14 protein-coding genes are annotated in these 15,953 nt (G+C 43.4%); 12 read left to right on the forward strand and 2 right to left on the reverse strand.

Features of this window, described 5'->3' with window-relative positions; all coding sequences use genetic code 11:
• Positions 1-166: 166 nt before the first annotated feature.
• Both AWQ23_RS07690 and AWQ23_RS07695 read right to left on the reverse strand, forming a co-directional pair.
• Positions 167-2,422, reverse strand: coding sequence for a polysaccharide biosynthesis tyrosine autokinase (locus AWQ23_RS07690; RefSeq protein ID WP_062434077.1), 2,256 nt, complete (start codon positions 2,420-2,422; stop codon positions 167-169).
• Between the two features lie 42 nt (positions 2,423-2,464).
• Positions 2,465-3,862: an SLBB domain-containing protein gene (locus AWQ23_RS07695; protein ID WP_232308865.1), complete on the reverse strand. Its 1,398-nt coding sequence runs from the start codon at positions 3,860-3,862 to the stop codon at positions 2,465-2,467.
• Positions 3,863-4,308: 446 nt separating this feature from the next.
• On the opposite strand from AWQ23_RS07695, the gene AWQ23_RS07700 reads away from it, so the two are divergent.
• The 12 genes from AWQ23_RS07700 (at position 4,309) to AWQ23_RS07755 (ending at position 15,911) form a co-directional block, all read left to right on the forward strand.
• Entirely contained in the window at positions 4,309-4,800 is a 492-nt protein-coding gene (locus AWQ23_RS07700) for a hypothetical protein (protein ID WP_062434080.1), read from the forward strand.
• 416 nt (positions 4,801-5,216) lie between these two features.
• A complete protein-coding gene (locus AWQ23_RS07705; protein ID WP_062434083.1) occupies positions 5,217-6,524 on the forward strand; it encodes a glycosyltransferase family 4 protein in 1,308 nt (435 codons plus the stop codon).
• Between the two features lie 234 nt (positions 6,525-6,758).
• Entirely contained in the window at positions 6,759-7,109 is a 351-nt protein-coding gene (locus tag AWQ23_RS07710; protein ID WP_062434085.1) for a hypothetical protein, read from the forward strand.
• Positions 7,110-7,228: 119 nt separating this feature from the next.
• Positions 7,229-7,660 (forward strand): DUF29 domain-containing protein, encoded by a 432-nt coding sequence (locus tag AWQ23_RS07715; protein ID WP_062434087.1) that lies wholly within the window; start codon positions 7,229-7,231, stop codon positions 7,658-7,660.
• 71 nt (positions 7,661-7,731) lie between these two features.
• Positions 7,732-8,295: a Uma2 family endonuclease gene (locus AWQ23_RS07720; protein ID WP_062434090.1), complete on the forward strand. Its 564-nt coding sequence runs from the start codon at positions 7,732-7,734 to the stop codon at positions 8,293-8,295.
• 250 nt (positions 8,296-8,545) lie between these two features.
• On the forward strand, positions 8,546-9,115 hold the full coding sequence (locus AWQ23_RS07725) for a Uma2 family endonuclease (RefSeq protein ID WP_062434092.1): 570 nt from the start codon (positions 8,546-8,548) through the stop codon (positions 9,113-9,115).
• A 187-nt stretch (positions 9,116-9,302) separates the two neighbouring features.
• Positions 9,303-10,592, forward strand: a complete 1,290-nt coding sequence (locus AWQ23_RS07730; protein ID WP_157072201.1) for a lipopolysaccharide biosynthesis protein — start codon at positions 9,303-9,305, stop codon at positions 10,590-10,592.
• A gap of 44 nt (positions 10,593-10,636) precedes the next feature.
• Positions 10,637-11,626 (forward strand): glycosyltransferase, encoded by a 990-nt coding sequence (locus AWQ23_RS07735; protein WP_062434094.1) that lies wholly within the window; start codon positions 10,637-10,639, stop codon positions 11,624-11,626.
• A 137-nt stretch (positions 11,627-11,763) separates the two neighbouring features.
• The gene (locus AWQ23_RS07740) at positions 11,764-12,534 is read left to right on the forward strand and encodes an FkbM family methyltransferase (protein ID WP_062434096.1); all 771 of its coding nucleotides are present in this window, start codon (positions 11,764-11,766) and stop codon (positions 12,532-12,534) included.
• A gap of 4 nt (positions 12,535-12,538) precedes the next feature.
• Positions 12,539-13,633: a hypothetical protein gene (locus AWQ23_RS07745; RefSeq protein WP_062434098.1), complete on the forward strand. Its 1,095-nt coding sequence runs from the start codon at positions 12,539-12,541 to the stop codon at positions 13,631-13,633.
• A 130-nt stretch (positions 13,634-13,763) separates the two neighbouring features.
• Positions 13,764-14,384 carry an acyltransferase gene (locus AWQ23_RS07750; protein ID WP_062434100.1) on the forward strand — a complete coding sequence of 207 codons (621 nt, stop codon included), beginning with the start codon at positions 13,764-13,766 and terminating at the stop codon, positions 14,382-14,384.
• 165 nt (positions 14,385-14,549) lie between these two features.
• Positions 14,550-15,911 (forward strand): hypothetical protein, encoded by a 1,362-nt coding sequence (locus tag AWQ23_RS07755; protein ID WP_062434102.1) that lies wholly within the window; start codon positions 14,550-14,552, stop codon positions 15,909-15,911.
• Positions 15,912-15,953 lie beyond the last annotated feature (42 nt).

Consider the following 15,953-nt stretch of genomic DNA (forward strand, 5'->3'; position numbering starts at 1 on the left):
GTGAATTGCTTTGCTTGGGTATTGCTCAAGTGCAAGTGTAGAACTTTCTTCAGTCCAAACTGTTCCCCAGAAAAAAGCTGGAAATACAAATTTCCCCTCCTGGTGCGAGAGGGTTAATACAGGAACTAAAAGATCAGTGGGCGATCGCCTACTAACCATTTAATAATTAATTGTTTTTGGACTTGTAGCCGTAGTAGGAGTAGGAATTACCGGACGTCCCTTTGGTTTGGCTGTTAGCAACGAGTCCTAAGATTGGAATATTGGCTTGCTTAAAGGTGGCGATCGCCTGGGAAACGGCTGAACGCGTAGTTTTATTCAAAGTGACCACTAAAATCACACCATCAGTATGTGAGGCCAACAGACTGGCATCCGCAAGTCCAAGCACTGGCGGCGTATCGTAGACAACGAGGTCGAAGGTACGCTCAAAGTCCTTAACCAAATGCTGCATCTTTTGAGAGGCGAGTAATTTTGCTGGATCAGGAGGCAGATCCCCCGCTGGCAGCACCGAAAAATCTACCAAGGGCATTGGTTTCTGTAAATAGTTATCGATTTCAGTCTCGTTGCTATTGTTTGTAATTACAGTGCTGAGACCCTGCTTTTGATTTAAATTGAGACGTTGAGCAACCTGGGGACGCCGCATATCAGAATCAACGAGCAATACTTTCTGACCGAGAATCGCCGCCGTTGGTGCCAAGTTCAGGGCAATTGTTGATTTGCCATCCCCTGGCAAAGCCGAAGCAATAATCACCGAACGTAAAGGGCGATCGGCACTCAGTAATTTTAGATTGGTGTGTAGCACCCGTAGGGATTCAGAAAAGGCAGACGCACCATAATAGCCATAGGGCTGATCTCCACCGGTCATTTTTCGCCATGTCCGGGTCGTTGAAGTTGGGATGAAAGAGGCTAACCAACGTTGGAAACGCAGCATCGGTGGCAACGATGATTTTGTTGTCTCGGCTATCCCATGCTGTTCTTCGTAGGGAATATTGGCTAACAATGGTAGCTTTGTGCGATTTTTAAGATCATCTGAAGAGTAGTAAACGTCCGTAAGTTTGTCGAGCAGTAAGGCAGCGCCGACGCCCAAGACCGAACTAGCAATGAAGCCGAGCATCAAGCTCCGTTGAATATTAGGGGAGATCGGCAAGTTTGGACGGGTGGCATCTTCAATGACTTCCCACGGAATCTCCGTTTGTGCCGCTTGTACTTGTAGAGCTTGGCGTCTTGCCAAGAGCTCCGTTAGTGCTTCCGTTGAAATCCCGAGTCGCCGCTGCAGATCGGTATATAGCCGGTTCAGGACAGCAAGATTCTGAAAAGATTGATCGACTTCGGCTTGGGCTTGATTGAGGGATGGAATCCGAGCTTGCAAGATGCGGAGTTGATTGGCGGCATCTGTCACTTGGGTTGCTCCCACCCGTGCAGCCTCCTGTTGCAGAATGGGCAGTAAATTCTGGCGTTCTTCCCTCAACACTTGAATATTTAAGCTCCCCTCTTGGAAACGTGTCGATTCTTTGGCAATGTTCGCCTCGACCGACCGCAGTTGACCAAGAACCTGCTGATAGGTTTCTGAATTTTCGAGGGCTGCTAAGGCTCCACTGTCCCCTTGGAGGGATTGGAGGCGGGTTTGGGCCTGGGCCATCTCTTGTTGCAACTGGAAGCGCTGCTGCTCTAAGGTTGCTGCTTTCTGGGCAAGCTGATTGAAATGAATTTCTGGCTCGGTGAAATTGTAGTTTTGACGAAACTGTTGAAGCTCTGCCTGCAGAGTATCCACTTCCTGTTGGAGGTCGGGTAATTGTTCATCGATGAACTGCAGACCTTGTCTAACGTTGGTTTGGCGATCGGCCAAGCTGTACTCCAGGTACACCGAGCTAAGCTGTTCTAACACCGCTTCAATTTGATCAGGGTCTGGATTTTGATAGCTGACTTCGAGAATTTTTGTCTCTCCCGGTCGGGTAATACTGAGATTACTGAGTAGAGTATTGTAGTTAAGGTTAGGATATTGTTGCTGCAGTGGTTGAATCACTTTTTGCAGTAATTCGGGACTGCGTAAAACCTGAATTTGAGTAGCGTAGTCTAATTCACCGGATCCGCTACCAAAGTTTCCGGGCAGGCTCCGGGCTAGGTCAGAAACACTATTGTCGGAATTGACGGGTTCAACTAACAAACGAAACTTCGATAAATAGATTTTTTCTTGGGAAAATGTGTTGAAGGTAACTCCCCCCATGCCAACGGTTATCACCCCCAGAATTAACCAAGCTCGACGCCGCATCACGGATAAAAACTGGCGGAAATCGAAGTCATCGCCGTAGTCTACTGGCTGCAATAGAGGAGAGACAGGATACGGTATTGGGGCGACTGCACCGTTTTTTTTATGGCCGTTATTTTGATATTCGAGAACAGCGTTATTGGTATCGTGTTTATCCATGGTAGTTTCGCGCTTATAAATTTAATTCTTAAAAATTCATCTTTAAAATAAGAAACCGAAAGGCAAAAGATTGCGCAGTGGACTTAAAATGCGTGAGAGTCCATCTGTAAAGCTAGCCGTTGCATTACGATCCACGATGATGACATCGTTATTCCAAAGAATTGGGTTGGATTCGGCATTGACGTTTTGAGAAAAATCAATTTCAAACTGCTGCTGGACAATGGTGCCATTGGGATTGAGACGGATTAATTCCACATCGTTGCGGGCGCGATCTGTCAGTCCTCCAGCGGCCAGCACGGCTTGGTTTAATGTCGTATTTGCAGGAACGCGAACAGCACCAGGACTCTCGATTTCACCGACCACATTAACGAGAATTTGATCGGGGGACAAGTTAGTGGCCACAATTTGGGCCGCCTCGGCATCGGATGGGGCCGCAGCGGTGGCGATAGAAATGGTATCCCCTTGTTGGAGGGCTAAGTCTTGGGTCAAATCCCCCGATTGAAACAGTTCCCAAAAATCAATGTCAATGGTTTGGGATGTTCCACTGCGGGTCAGACGTCGCACCTGAATTTGACGAATATCAGCGGAGGGCTTGATCCCACCCGCTTCCCGGATAGCTTGGGAAACGGTGGGGTTGGTTTGGGAGGCGCCGCCCGTTAATCGATAGATACCTGGACGAAATACTTCGCCAACAACACCAATGTCTAAGGTTTCAGGGGTGCCAATTAGATTTGAGGCTGCTAGTTGAGCCGACTCGGTTAAGTTCACCGTTTCCACTGCGGGTACAAAAACCGCATCCCCATCTCGCAGGGCGATGTTTTGGCTTGCATCGCCGTTTTGTAACAGTTCCCAGAGGTCAACGGCGACGGTCTGCCTTGCGCCAGATGGGTTGAGGCGACGAATTTGCACTTGTCGTAAATTGGCGGCATAGGTGAGCCCTCCCGAAGCTTGAATGGCTTGCACAAGGGTGGGAAACTGGCCTCCGTCTAGGGTATAGGCACCGGGACTATTGACTTCTCCGGAGAGGGTCACTTGGAAAGAACGGGGTTGCTGTAGGACAAGGGTAATTCTGGGATAGCGTAATTCTGACTGGTAGCGGGTGGCGATCGCCGTTTCTGCTGCTTCGATGGTTAAACCCGCAACCGGCACTTTACCAATGGCCGGGAGATTAAGGGAGCCATCGGCCAGCACCCGTTGACTACCGCTATATTCAGGCACATTAAAGACTTCAACTTCTAACTGATCGCCCACACCGAGAATGTAGTTTCGATCAACGCCCATTGCCGGCAAAGCACTCGACGATAGGTGGACCCGTTGTGGAGTTTGCGCTTGCATCGCCCCATCCTCTGAAAAATCAGACCTGTCGGCAGCAGCGGCAGCGCTGAAACTACCAGGAATTAGGATGAAGACTGACGTACAAAACAGGATAAAAAATTGCATTGAGCAAGGCTCCTGGAATTTATATTCTGACCCAAGGATTCAGAATCTACTAACAACACAGCTATCTACAGACGACCCCAAATTAGGGGCAGGCTAATGCTGATCGATTCAAACGGGAGAAAATTTATCTAAATTCTATTGTAAAGTTACTGTAAAGTGTCACTACCATAGGGCACAGGTTTAAAAGTGAGCAACCGATGACAAAAAGGAAGCAAATTCAATCCAGACGCCAGACATTATAGGTGCTTATTCTAAAATTGTCAGTATAACGATTAGATGAGCCAGGCTAATGTTAATGGTTGAGACTGATACCAATCTCTAAATTAGACACTTAGGAATAGTGTCGATGAGTAGTATGTGTTAAGTGGCAAGCAATCACTATCCTGTTAGCGTTTTGTTTACCAATCAAGTTGTCTCGGCAATTGGGTCTACATTCATTCTGCGTCATGAAACCAATCAACCGGAATTCTCATCCTGTCTCCCCAGACAATAGAAGTTCAGGCAAACAATCATCGACCAAGCGCCGCGATCGCCACCGTAAGCGTTCCAAGCGCCGTGCTATCTTTTGCCCCATTCACCAGTGCTACTTAGATAGTGTGAGTCAGAAACACCGAATTTACGCCGACCAACCGGATCATCTCCAAAGCCGGGGGCTCAGTCGGCGCAAGGCACTTTTACTCGTTGCAACAAAAACGACTGTGCCCTTAGATGGGGAGTGGCTAGAAGCCTTTTGGTGTAAGTGTTGTCAAGAAACGAAATGGTACCATGTCCGCAAATGCGATCGCGAATATCAGTTATCGTTGGCCTCTCCTGAACTATGGCAACAGGCAACTGGCGTAATTTCTGTTCAAGGCAATCCTTCTGTCAGCGAGTTTACGCGCCGTCAATCGCAATGTCAGGGTTCTACCACAATCAAAGATTTCCGCTTCGTAAATTGACCTCGACCAATTGGCGTAGATAGGATACAGTGTGAAGAAATGATGAAGAAAGCATGAGGGAGCGATGAAAGCTTCCCACCGTAGAGTGAGCTTCGATGGTCTATTTGATCTCAGTTTCTCTACCCTGCTTCTACTACTAGCAATGCCATCAATTCGGCATCCAGGGTAGAACAGTCCCAGGATTCGTCTGTCTATTTTTTTCACAACCCAAGCTTGCTGCACTACCGCGCAACGATCTCTCAGCTACAAGGGGATCACTAAAAACGTTGCCTATAAAGCTTTGCGTATAGGGCGATCGCCTTTTTGGTTAATGGTTCAGCGATCGCCTAATGGTGAAGATGAAGCAAAAGTGCATGGGTTCATTGCTTCGCCGATCCAAATCTTTAGCTTTATCTCCCCTTTAAAAAAGTTTATCTATGTTGTTTGTTCATTACCTCAAGCGCTTGGTTTCTAGCCGTTCCCAGCCAACTATTGATCAGTCTTCTGGGGCTAGGAATGAACCACAACTCCGCTTAATGGTGCTCACCCAGTTTTTCCCCCCTGATTTTGCCCCGACAGGTCAGCTCATCGAGGAATTGACGCGGCACCTGAGCCAGCAAGGCTTAGATGTTGATATCTTTACGGGGCAACCCGGATACGCCTTTCAAGCGACAGATGCTCCACGCCTTGAACAAGTAAATAGTCTGAAAGTCCGGCGATCGCGGACAGCCCAGCTCTGGCCCCAGCGGATTCGCGGCAAAGCGATCAATGGCATTTTGTTCCTATTGCGGACAGTGCTCCATCTCGTCGGATGTGGGCGCAAAACAGAACTGCTTTTGATTACGACGGCCCCTCCCTTTTTACCCATCGTGGGTTACTTTGCGAACCTGATTTTCCGAGTGCCCTATGTTTGTCTGCTCTATGATCTCTATCCTGATATTGCCGTTAAGCTTGGCGTGATCCCAGAACAGCACTGGTTAGCGCGATTTTGGCAAAATATGAACCTCAGAGTGTGGCGACGGGCAAAGGGCATTGTGGTGTTAAGCCCGGCGAAAAAACAACACATTACCCAACTCTGTCCGGGGATCGAATCAAAGGTCAGCGTGATCCACAGTTGGGCAAATCCGGACTTAATCGTGCCGATCCCCAAGCAGGAAAATTGGTTTGCCCTGCGGTACGGACTGATTCAGCCATTTACGGTGCTCTATTCCGGTAATCTGGGCCGTTGCCACGATGTTGAAACCTTCCTCGAAGCGGCCATTTTACTCAAGGATGAACCGATTAAGTTTGTCTGTATTGGTAATGGTGCCAAGCGGCAGGTGTTAATGGAAAAGCGTGAACAGTTGGGGTTATCAAACCTGCTGCTGCTGCCCTACCAGGATAAAGAAGTGCTGCCCTACTCTTTGACGGCCTGTGATTTGTCGTTAGTGAGTTTGAGTCCGGGGATGGAACGCCTGTTAGCACCGAGTAAGCTCTACTCAGCCTTGGCAGCAGGTCGGCCGATCGCCGTGGTCTGTCCGCCCAAGAGCTATTTAAAAGATCTAGTGCAGAAAACAAATTGTGGCCGGGCGATCGCCAATGGGGATGGCCAAGGGCTAGCGGATTTTATTCGGCAGTTGGCGGGCGATCGCCCCTTGGCAGAGGGCATGGGCCAAGCAGGACGTCGATATTTAGAAGAGAACTTCACACCGCAGCGAATTGCGGCGCAATATTTAGAGGTGTTGCAAAATTCCGTCAAACGGTAATAGACCAAGACTTAAAGGGGAGCTTTTGATAGTGGCGATCGCCCAGGGCTCTACCCCTTAAAGTGAAATCATTCTTCACTAATTCTTCTGATGGTTTGATGAAAGGCGATCGCCAAATGAACTATTAAAATAAAATTATCTTCCCCTAGCCTTAGATGTGGTTAAATTTCCTGGCATTATTGCCCTCAACCGTCTTAACGGTGTTATTGATCGCGATCGCCTTTTTGAGGTTCTATGACCAAACCGACTTTGAATTCCTCGGACTCATTGCCAACCCCAGACAGTGGAGCAACTTGTGGTGAGCTTGCCGAATCCACGGATTCACTGTGGCGGCCCTCCTGGCTACATTGGCTAATTTCGGCGTTGAGTGGAACCGTCGAAATCGAGAAACAAACCGCTTGGCTGAAGAAAAGCAACGAAGAGTTGAGGCAGAGCAACAAAGAAGCGAGGATCGCACACGAGCAGAGACTGAAAATGCTGAGAGAAGAGAACGCGAGGCTCGCCGAACTAGAATCGAAACTCGATGCCGTATTGCCGAAATACAATTCCAGCTCGACCCAACCGACCGAAACCGACGGGCATTAAGAGAAGCTTTGGCCCTCTTGGCGGAATATGGCGACCTGTTCTCCTAAGGGCAATCGCCTTGCTTGTCATCCTCAACATCCGGCTAGACTTAGATTAAAACAAAAAAAACTTACACTCCCATGGAACAACTGTACGAAAAAGACTTTAGTCAATGGGCAGAAACGATGGCCGATCTTCTTGCCGCTGGGGATTTTACGGCCCTTGATATTGAAAACTTGGTAGAAGAGGTGCGGGATTTGTCCAAGCGAGAACGCGATCGCCTCCTTAGCAGTATCCGGCTGATTTTACACCACCTATTAAAGTGGGATCATCAGCCCCAAAAACGGTCTCGCAGTTGGCGAAATACGATTGATCGAGAAAGAAGTAATATTGAACTATATCTTGAGGACAGTCCGAGTCTGCGGCGCTATCTTAATGATGAGGTATCCCTAGCAAAAATGTATCGGCTTGCCCGTGCTGACGCGATCCGGGAAACGGATTTAGATTTTCCTAAAGATTGCCCCTACGATATCGAAGATGTGTTAAGTCGCGTTATTTCCCTTGGTGAGTGATCCTCTAGAGGGCGATCGCCTCAATGAAAACAAGTTGTTAAAATTAGCTTACTCTTCTAATTTGCATCATTATGGCTACCGTTTTAGACCTTCAGCCAATTGTTTCATTAAATCGAGGGCAATTTTATCAGCTCTGCCAAAACAATCCTGACCTAAACTTAGAAAGAGACCCCCAAGGAAAGCTCATTATTATGTCTCCAGTTGGGGGGGAAAGCGGTGCCCAAGAAGCGAATCTTATTTTCAAAGTTTCTCTCTGGAATGATCAGAGTCAACTCGGAATTGTTTTTAGTTCTTCAACAATATTTAGCTTGCCCCAGGGCGGCGATCGCTCCCCCAATGTGGCTTGGGTCTCCCGATGCAACTGGGAAAAACTAACCCACGCAGAACGAAAAGGATTTCCGCCAATTTGCCCGGATTTTGTCATTGAGCTGAGGTCAAAAAGTGATCGCTTAAAACCCTTACAGAATAAAATGCAGGAATACCTAGGCTCTGGTTTAAGGCTAGGTTGGTTGATTAATCCACAACAAAAACAGGTGGAAATCTATCGCCCAAATCAAACCATACAAATCGTCAATTTACCGGTGACCTTATCTGGAGAAGACGTTTTGCCTGGGCTAAGCATTAGCCTAGACTGAACAAGTTCGAGATGTTAATTATTGGCCTTAGTTTTTCACTCAGCAATCGCCCAAAAATTTCTCCCTGAAAATGAAATTATCCTCCAATGCCCTGCTGCTGGTGTGATGGTAAGCGATCGCCCCACAGGATACCCACTACAATAAAATTATCTCGACCTCGCCTGATTTTCAGTAGCGATGTTAGAGGCATTGGGGGCAACCCAGGTGTGGATTGTTTGTGAGCAAGGCTTAGGACGAGGGTCTAAAAACGATGAGTGCTGTTTCCCTAGTTAAATCGCCATTAACCCTAGAAGAATTTTTAGCTCTGCCGGAGACCAAACCCTCTCGTGAATACATTGACGGCAAGGTTGAGCAAAAACCCATGCCCCAAGGTGAACATAGTATTATCCAGACTTTTTTATCGAGTCGCATTAATGAAGTTGGCACATCCAGCAAAATTGCCTTGGCCCTCACAGAACTGAGATGTAATATCAATGGCCGCTCCTTTGTGCCGGATATTAGTGTTTTTATTTGGAAGCGGCTTCCCAAGACCGCATCGGGTCGCATTGCCAATCGCATTGATACCTATCCAGATTGGTTGATTGAAATTTTATCTCCAGAGCAGTCGGCTAATAAGGTCATCAAGAAGATCATGGTTTGTCTCGAAGCCGGGACTCAATTGGCTTGGTTGGTCGATCCAGAGGATGAGTCAGTGTTGGTTTTTAAACCCCAGCAGTTTCCAGAAATGAAGTCAGAGGCGGATGTTTTGCCCGTTCTCGAATCCTTATCTCTGTTAGAACTTTCTGCTAGTGAGCTGTTTGGTTGGCTTCATCTTGAGTGATCACGACTCGCCCAGAAGTCTGGCTCTCAATCTGAAATCACTTTTCACTACCTTACTGATGCCGGTGTGATAGAAGGCGATCTTAAATACCTTAGATTCACTAGAGTAGCCACTTTAGAAGAATAAAATAGCTCACTAAATTAGTCTATATTGACGTGTGTGGTGAAATTAAAATATCTTTGCTTTAATGTATTCAAAATTAGCTAGCTTTTTGTCTGCTTCCAATACTCAATATTGGATGAAAACCCTGAGTAAATTTTTGTCTGTGCAACTGTTTGTGCAGGCTTTGAGTTTTGGATCTGGAATACTTATTATTCGTACTCTTAGCAAAGAAGAATACGCTTATTTTGCCATCGCTAATTCTCTACAAGCGACAATGAATATTCTGGCAGACAGTGGCATTGGGATTGCTCTTGATGCCATTGGAGGCAAGGTTTGGCAAGACCATTATCGTTTTGGGCAGTTGATCAATACAGCAATGTATTTGCGTCAGCATTTAGCAGTTATAGCGGTAATAGTTGTCACACCAATTTTATTTTTAATGCTTCACCATGCTGGGGCTTCTGTTAGTTATACAGTTATTTTAATTATCGGTGTACTAATCGAATTATACTGTTATCTTCAAATGGGGGTGCTAAGTTCGGTTTTACGGTTAAAAACTCAAATTACTCGTATTCAAAAACTAGCTTTAATAGGAGGAGGTTGTCGCCTAGTTATCCTAACTGCTTTGTTTAAATTTTTAAATGCTGGAATAGGGATTTTTGCTTCCACTATTGCATCTATTACACAGTCGATAATATTAAATGCATGGGTAAAAGATTCCATTGACAGAAAAGCCCCCGTTAATCAAGAAGATAGAGGGGAAATTATTAAGTTTATTGGCAAACAAATTCCTAATTCAGTTCTCTATGCCGTAGAAGGACAATTAGGAATCTGGCTAATTAGTATTTTTGGTAATACAGAAAACATTGCTGAACTAGGTGCTTTAACGAGGCTTGGTGTTATTTTTGGCCTTATTAGTTCTGTTCTTAATGAAATTATTTTACCTAGTTTTTCTCGCTGTCAGGTAGCCAAGATTCTCTTTAAACGCTATATGCAAGTTTTAGGATTATATTGTCTATTCTCTTTTTTGTTAATCATCTTAGCGTTTTTCTTTCCCAGTCAATCTCTTTGGATTCTAGGAGAAAATTATAGTCATTTAAAAGAAGAAGTTTTATTGTTAGTAATAAGTTTTGTTGTGCAGTATATTCTTGGTGTGGCATGGTTAATGAATGTTTCTAAAGGTTGGATTTTATCAGGTTGGATCGCAGTACCGATTGAAATTATTACAAAAATAGTGTTGTTATTATTTATTGATGTGTCAAGTCTTAATGGCATTTTTCTCTTTAATATTCTCAGTAATATCCCTGTTTGTGCAAAAATATTTTATGTAGCATACTTCGGTTTTAAAAAAATGAATTTTAGTCAACTTACTTAATCGTAATTTTATTAGTATTATTGAATTAATAAAGGATAAACAGAATGAAATCATTGGTGTCAATAATTATTCCCTGCTACAATGCTGAAAAATGGATTGGGGAAGCGATCGAAAGTGCTTTAAGACAAACTTATTCTCCCATCGAAATCATTGTGGTTGATGATGGTTCGACTGATAATAGTCTTTCAGCCATCAAAAAATATGAGAGTAAAATTAAATGGATTACTAGTGAAAATTTAGGAGTTAGTGCTGCTAGAAATAAAGGAATAAAAATAAGTAGTGGTGATTTTATTCAATTCATAGATGCAGATGACTATATTTCTCCAGGCAAAATACAAAAACAATTAGATTTTTTATTGACATCAAATGCTGACATCGTTTATGGCGATTGGTGCTATCAATATCAAAAGTCAGATGATGAATATGAGCTTTCTGATGTAAAAATAGGTGAACCAGTAGAAGATTATATTTATTACACTCTTAAAAATATGATTCCTCATTGTTCTTGCCTTTACAGAAAAATAGTTGTCGAGAGGGTATCTGGATTTGACGAATCTTTGAAAATTGCTGAGGATTACGACTTTTCATTTCGACTAGCCTTTTCTGGAGCAAAATTTGCCTATCAATCAGGTTGTCATTATTTTTATCGCATACATTCTTCTACTACTCTTTCCACTGGGCAGGGTATAAAACATCCTAAATTTGTAGAACTTTCTCTAGATAAAATCACTGCCCTGTTAGAAGAAAACTATTTACTAACTGAAAAATATTGTTATTCTCTTGCTAAAAAATACTTTTTTACCGCAAAAAACTATTTGAATTTCGGAGAATTAACAATGGCCAATACTTGTTATGAGAAAAGTTTGAAATTGTCTAAAAATGGTAAATTTAAGCCAGATGGAAATTCTAAATTTGAAACAACATATCGTATACTTGGATGGCAAACAATCCTAGTTATCACACGTCTCAAAGCAAAATTTAATATGTTAAAAGATCATCTAGGCAATTTCAGTCTATTTTTTTGGATTACATGATTACATATTTTCTCACATCAATTCTGGGGAAAATATGATCTAATAATATAGATGTCCCTTCTTGAATTGCTGTATTTCCAGATCAATAAATAAAAATCAAGCTCTTTATGAACTACTTTTCTAGAAAACCATTATTGATGAATCTCAAGCCTCTTTGGTTAAGAGAAAAAATATTTTGGAAGTTTTATGCTCAAAGTATAAAAAATTTTCCAAATCTTTTTAATGAAGCTCGATTAGAGTTTGCCCCTAATGTTTATCTTGACTTAATGGAGACTGATATTGGTCACCGAATGATAGCCTTTACAGGATTTTATGAATTACCTTTATCTCGTCTGATTTCCAAGTTGGCCAAGTCTGGAGGGTTGCTGGTTGATGTTGGTTCTAATTATGGATATTACACTTGTTTATGGGCTTCGTTGAGAGGTGATAATCAAGTTATTGCCTATGAAGCATCACCTCGTAATAGCCAAATGTTATTGTCTAATTTGAAGTTAAATAAACTTGAATCTCAGGTGCAAACCCATGAGGTGGCTGTGGGTAAAGAGAAAGGAAAACTTCAGTTTGATGTAGGACCTAGTAACCAAAGTGGTTGGGGAGGCTTGTCCATAGAGAAATCACATAATACAGTTGAAGTTCCTGTTATTTCCCTGGACGATTGTTTTGAAAACCAAGATACTATAATCGATGCCCTCAAAATAGATACGGAAGGTGCAGATACTTGGGTTATCGAGGGCAGTATACAGCTACTAAAACAAAAAAGAATAAAGCATATCTTCTTTGAAGAAAACTTATCTCGAATGTCAAAATTGAAAATTGATTCTGGAATTGCTTATCAAATACTATCTGAGCATGGCTATAAAATAAAAAAAATAGCTAACAATGAGTGGCATGCTTGGTTAGTTAATTAAAAAAATGGCATTTCGTATTCAAAGAAAAAAAATTCACCATATTGTGCCGCGTCTTCCCCCGGCAGTTGATGGGGTCGGCGATTATGCACTGAGTCTCGCCCGTCAACTTCGCCATGATTATGACATCGATACCCATTTCATCGTTGGCGATCCAGCCTGGCCCGATATTGAACAAATAGAGGAATTTAAAACGACTAAACTCGCAACCCGTTCCACACAAGCACTACTCGATCGCCTAACTCCAAGCAATCCAGTCTTGTTGCACTATGTCGGCTATGGCTATGCCAAGCGCGGTTGCCCGACCTGGTTAATCCAGGCGTTAGAAATCTGGAAGCAACAAAACCAACAGGTCCATTTGGTGACTATGTTCCATGAAATCGCCGCCTCCGGCCCAATGTGGACAAGTGCTTTTTGGCTCTCCGGCTTGCAACGCAACTTAGCCAAACGTTTAGTGAATGTAAGCGATCGCCTTTTGACGAGCAAGCAACTCTACGCCGAAATTCTCCAAGGTTACGGCAAGGGGCGCTTTAACGAAATTCCCAGTCTGCCAGTATTTTCTAATGTGGGTGAGCCAGAGAATCCCCCTGACCTATCTAAACGCGATCGCCATTTAGTGATTTTCGGTGGGCGGAGTAAGCGAGCTGGGGTTTATCAATCATCCCTAGATCAACTCAAGCAGATTTGTAGCTATCTCGACATTGAACAAATTATCGATATTGGCCCCAAGCTGGATGCTATCCCAACCCACATTGGTGATGTCCCCATCACCGCCACAGGCAGCTTACCCAGCGACGAGGTCTCTGGCCTTTTGTCGAAGGCGATCGCCGGATTTTTTAATTATTCCCCTCCGTTCTTGGGGAAATCTGGAATTTTTGCGGCCTACTGTGCTCACCGGATGTTGCCTGTTAGCGCCCAGATGACGAGTCATATTGAAGATGGTCTTTATCCGGGTCAACACTATCTCCTTCCCGATCAGTACTCAGCAGGGGCAAAAGATGGGTTAGTATTGCAGGCGATCGCTGACAAATCCCATGCTTGGTATCAATCTCATAATTTAGCTAATCATGTAAAAGTCTATCAAGAATTACTCTTTATCTAAAGATAAAGATAGCTGATAGTTCTTCAACCAAAATATAGATCATATAAGGATTAGATTGTTCTCAAAACATACTCTTTGTTGAAAATTTAATTTATAAAGCTCCTAGATCAATGAGAGGCAAAAGACAAAGATGAATGTTGTATATCTTTGGAAAAATAGAGTAAGACATACTTTGTTTTCGAGAATTTGGCTTAAGCAATGGCTGAAGCGAGGTTACCATGTTTTTAGTCTGCTAAGACTATTAAGTCATAGATTTTCTTTAGAAAGAAGAGGAGCAAAGATAGGAATACTAAGCATTATTAGTAATAAGTGTAAAATACAAGGCTCTCCTAAACAAATTTCTGTTGGAAATTATAGTTTTATTGGTAAAGCATATATCACTACAAACGCGCATATTTCTATTGGTTCTCATGTTGCTATTAATGACGGAGTTCAGATTCTAACGGCAAGTCACATCGTTAATGATCCGAAGTGGGCTACATTAGCTAAACCAATTGTCATTAATGATTTCGCTTGGATTGCTACAAATGCAATCATTCTACCTGGAGTTAATATTGGCAAAGGTGCTGTTATTGGTGCTGGAGCAGTTGTAACTAAAAATATACCTGATTACAGAATTGCAGTAGGAAATCCAGCCAAATTAACAAATAAATCAAGAGAAAAAGAATTAAGTTATAATCCTGTCGAATTAATTGCTTGTTATGAAGCATGGCTGGGAAAAGAGATAAAAGTCTATCAAAAAGATATTTGAGAACAATAAATTTATTTATAAAGTATCTCCTGTTGTTATCTTCGTTGATTTAACAACTCAAGCAAATGCTATTGTATAATGCTCCTTTGCTTCTAAAAGTAAACCCTCAGTGACGTCAGCTCAGGTCAGAATGAAAACATTAACATTAATTGCAGAAATCAAAATATGCTGAATCAGCTAGATGAAAGCATACTTGCACATAATGACAACCGCGAAAGGCGACGACAGTTTGTCGTGAAAGCCGTTTTTTTTATCTATTTTTTGTCATTGCTTGAGGGACCACTGCGTAAATGGTTTTTACCTGGACTGGCTGGCCCGTTAACGCTGCTGCGCGATCCCTTCGTCATTGCGCTCTATGCCTATTGCCTGCTAAACGGTTTGATCCTACGCAAAGGGATAGCTTCACTTTGGCTAAAATTTGCCGTATTCACAAGTGCTTTTGGACTGCTCCAATATCTACTGAGTGGCTACTCCCTGGAAGGCTGGATGTTAGGCGTGCGCACCTACTGGCTCTATCTGCCCTTGGCTTTTGTTATTGCGGTCACCTTTCGACCACCGGATGTTCTCCGATTTCTGAAGTTGAACCTTTGGATTGCTGTTCCCTATGCGTTTCTGGTGGCGACTCAATATAGTGCCGGGGCTGCTGCCTTCATTAATCGGGGCGTTGGCGGTGACGAATCGGCCACTGTAGGCGTAGCTCAAGGAATCATACGTCCTTTTGGCTTATTTACTTATACAACTCCGAATACGGAATTTACGATATTCATGGTTGTAATGTTAGTTGCGATCTATCTATGTAGACTTCGAGATCGTCCTAATCCTATTGCCTTATTTACTATGGCCACAGCAGTGGCAACAATGGCTGTATTGACGGGCAGTCGATATATTTTTTTTGCGGTGGTCAGCACCTTAGGGATTACAACTTTAGGCTTGCTTAAAGCTGACTTGAAGGCAAGAACGTTGATTAAAGTTATCGTGATTGTGGCTTTTGTTATTTTTGCAGGTTGGTTAGTTGTTAATATTTTTCCGGATATGTTTGCGGCAATGGGTGTCAGGATAGAGAGTGCATCAAGGTCAGAAGGCTCTCTCTGGAATCGAGTCTACTATAGTAGCTTTACTTTTTTGGATGCTCTACAAACGTCACCAATATTGGGTCATGGAATTGGTGCCGGCGCTCCCGGAGTGACGAGATTTCTGGGTTTGCCTCAATTCATTTATGGTGAATCAGATACGCAACGCAATATCAATGAATTAGGCGTCATCTTAGGGAGTATGTTCCTCCTTCTTCGTTGGTTCACTGGCTTTTGGTTACTAAAAATTGCAATTCAGCTTACCCGCGTGGGATTGCCGATGGTATTACCATTGGCTGGGTACGTCGTACTCCCTTTTACATTAGGTCAGATCACAACCTCCCCAATTATGAGCTTTCTGCCCTGGATCTGTGTCGGTATGATTCTTGCCTATCAAAATGCTGCTATCAACTTATTACCTCCAGCAGGAATTCAATCGCCAGAATTCAAGCAATGATGTTTTACTGGGTTACTGCTTAGCACCATGTCAAAAACCCGA

Origin of the sequence: Picosynechococcus sp. PCC 73109 (assembly GCF_001521855.1) — a bacterium.
Lineage (GTDB): Bacteria > Cyanobacteriota > Cyanobacteriia > Cyanobacteriales > MRBY01 > MRBY01.